Source organism: Methanocalculus sp., assembly GCF_029762515.1.
Lineage (GTDB): Archaea > Halobacteriota > Methanomicrobia > Methanomicrobiales > Methanocorpusculaceae > Methanocalculus.
On record NZ_JARVGN010000285.1, the window covers coordinates 1 to 3,131 of the forward strand.

Sequence of the window (3,131 nt, forward strand, 5' to 3'; positions counted from 1 at the left end):
CTCCGGGATCTCGTCTCATCGTACCTCATCTCGCGGTACGGGACGAGCTATGATCCACAGAATGAGATCATCATAACGGGCGGCGTCTCCGAAGGCCTCGATCTCGCCGTCAGGACGGTCGTTGATCCAGGTGACGAGGTTCTTGTTGCAGATCCCTGTTATGTCTCCTACAGCCCCTGTGTGATGCTGGCAGGCGGCATCCCGGTTCCACTCCCCTGCCCGGCTGAGGACGAGTTCCGGGTCACACCGGAAGCCCTGATGGAGAGGATCACAAAGAAGACCAAAGTCGTGATGCTCAACTTCCCCAATAACCCGACAGGGGGGGTGATGAAGCAGGGGGATCTCGAAGCGATCAGTGATATCATCGTGGATCACGATCTCCTCCTCATCTCCGATGAGATCTATTCCGAACTCACCTATGAGGGCAGGCATGTCTCACCGGCATCGCTTGATTCCCTCTGGGAGCGGACAATCACCTTAAACGGGTTCTCAAAGGCATACTCGATGACCGGGTGGAGGGTCGGGTACTTCTGTGCACCTCCTGAGATCACGAGTGCAGCACTCAAGATCCACCAGTATGTGATGCTCTGCGCACCCACGATGTCCCAGTTTGCTGCAATCGAGGCGCTGAAACATGCAGAGGATTCAAAAGACCGGATGATTGCCGAATTCCGGATGCGGCGAAACCTCTTTGTGGCGGGATTGAACAAAATCGGTCTTCCCTGCCACCTTCCAAAGGGCGCATTCTATGCATTCCCCTCGATCGAATCAACCGGCCTCTCGGATGAAGAGTTTGCCGAGCGGCTTCTGGTCGAAAAGCAGGTCGCGGTGGCTCCCGGCAGCGCATTCGGCCCGTCGGGAATAGGCCATATCAGATGTGCCTATGCGGTCTCACGGGATGATCTGAGTGAAGCGGTCAAGAGGATTGGGGAGTTTATAGAGTCGCTCTAAAACTCCGCTTTCCTTTCTGATTATCCACAGTGCATCCTGAATAATCCAAAACCGCCCTAACCCTTTCTCATTGTATCCTCTCGTTACAGGGGATCCGGATCAGAGGTATAATTGGATCAGAGATCCAATGAGAGACTATGCTCGCCGAGCAGGAGATCATTGCCAGGTTCTGTGAAGCCGGCCATCTGGTCGATCCGACCGTCGTCTCCTACCTCAGGGAGCGGGGAGATCCGGCTCTTATCTCAGGTATTCTTGCCGGTATCAGGAAAGATTGCGCCGTTGTCCTCCCCTCCCATATCCCTTCGCTCACCCCGAAGAGGGATGGGATCAGGTTCACCGCCGATCCCCTCCTTGAGGTGGTTGAGGGGATGGAAGGATCAGCCGGTCCGGTCCGGCAGATCGAGGATTATGTCTCCCTCTTCAGGAACCGGTACGATTGTCTTGGCTCACTCATCAGGAAACGATCCGGTGCGATCCCGATCGAGGCTCTGACCCACTCCTCCCGGTTCCGCGACAGCGAGGTCACCATCATCGGTATTGTGATTGATGTGAAGTCGACTGCAAAAGGGCACCGGATCCTTGAACTGGAAGATCCAACCGGAACGATGCCGGTCCTCTTCAATAATGGAAGGGATGGTTTTTCCGATGCAGAGCGGATCGTCCCCGATGAGGTGATCGGGGTCCGCGGCAAACCCTCCCCTGAAGGGAAACTCTTCTATGCGGATCAGCTCTTCCGCCCTGATGTTCCGGTTCAGCATGCCCCCTATACCCCGAAAAATTCCGGGAAGGTGGCACTTATATCAGATATCCATATCGGATCCGATACCTTTCTCCAGGAGCCCTGGGAGCGGTTCTGTGACTGGATCTCTGGTGCTGATGATATCAGCTATCTCCTTGTTGCAGGTGATCTGGTTGACGGTATCGGCATCTATCCCGGACAGGAGAAAGAGCTGACCATACCCAATATCTATGAACAATATGACCGGCTCGGCGAGATGCTCCAGACGCTCCCCTCCTCGCTTGGGATCGTCCTTGCACCCGGAAACCACGATGTCGTCCGGGGTGCAGAACCCCAGCCGGTGATTCCGCCTGAGTTCCGGTCACAGTATCCAAAGAACTGTACTTTTGTGGAGAACCCGGCCGCCGTCTCGATTCACGGTGCCCGTGTGCTGATGTACCATGGCAGGAGCATCGATGATCTGATCGGGATGATTCCGGGTGCCCGGTATGAGGCGCCGGCAGAGATGATGGAGGCGATGCTGAAACGTCGTCACCTTGCCCCGACGTACGGGCGGAGGACACCTGTGCTCGCAACCGAAAAAGACCGGCTCTTAATCGACCCTGTCCCAGAGATCCTCCATACCGGGCATGTCCATATCACCGGCATCTCCCGGTACCGGGGTGTCCTTGCGGTGAATGCCGGGGCCTGGCAGTCCCAGACCGCCTTCCAGAAGCAGATGAATATCAACCCGACCCCCGGCCAGGCGGTTGTCGTCGATCTCGAACAAATGGAGCCGCAGATCTACGACTTCCTCTCCTGATCTTCTCCTCTTCATCCGATTACCCATATCTCCTGATTTGAACCCCTCTCTTCTGCAATGCAGGTGAGACATCGGTTTAAATATCTGAATCATCAATAGAAAATTCATTCATGAAGCTGTACCACCTTCTTTATCTCTGCCTGGTTCTTGCGGCCGTCATCATCATATTCCCCTCGCCGTTTCAGTCGGGGTTCCAATCAGCGGCTGTATCCACCTTCTCCCTTGCCGGAGACAGCCTTGCACGGATGGATCAGGATACAATGGCAATCTCTTCATATTCCTATGCCCTTGGATTTGATGGGAATAATACCCAACTCCTGCAGAAGAAGGGCGAATGCCTGTATAAGCAGGGGGAGTACCTCGGAGCGGCGGACGTGTATTCCCTTGCCGCTATAATCGACCCGGATAACCCGGCATACCCGGTTGGAAGAGGGCGTGCCCTCCTTATGGCTGGCGATTCTGATGGTGCGGAGGAATGCTTCAATGAAGCCCTCATCCGCGATCCCGCTGATCCTGATGCCCTCATGACACGGGCGTCCGCCCTCCTCTCCCAGGGGCGTTATCAGGAGGCGATTGTGGATCTCGATTTGCTGATCGCTGCAAACCCTGAAAATGCAGAGTTCAGGATGTACCGGGGCG

General features: G+C 55.4%; 3 protein-coding genes. All 3 read left to right on the plus strand.

The window, feature by feature from the left end:
• Nucleotides 1-951, plus strand: a 951-nt coding sequence (locus tag QCH34_RS09700) for an aminotransferase class I/II-fold pyridoxal phosphate-dependent enzyme (protein ID WP_300333436.1), incomplete at its 5' end; no start/stop codon positions are given.
• Nucleotides 952-1,088: 137 nt separating this feature from the next.
• Entirely contained in the window at nucleotides 1,089-2,492 is a 1,404-nt protein-coding gene (locus tag QCH34_RS09705) for a DNA-directed DNA polymerase II small subunit (RefSeq protein ID WP_300333439.1), read from the plus strand.
• A gap of 110 nt (nucleotides 2,493-2,602) precedes the next feature.
• On the plus strand, nucleotides 2,603-3,131 hold a 529-nt coding region (locus QCH34_RS09710; protein ID WP_300333442.1), incomplete at its 3' end, for a tetratricopeptide repeat protein.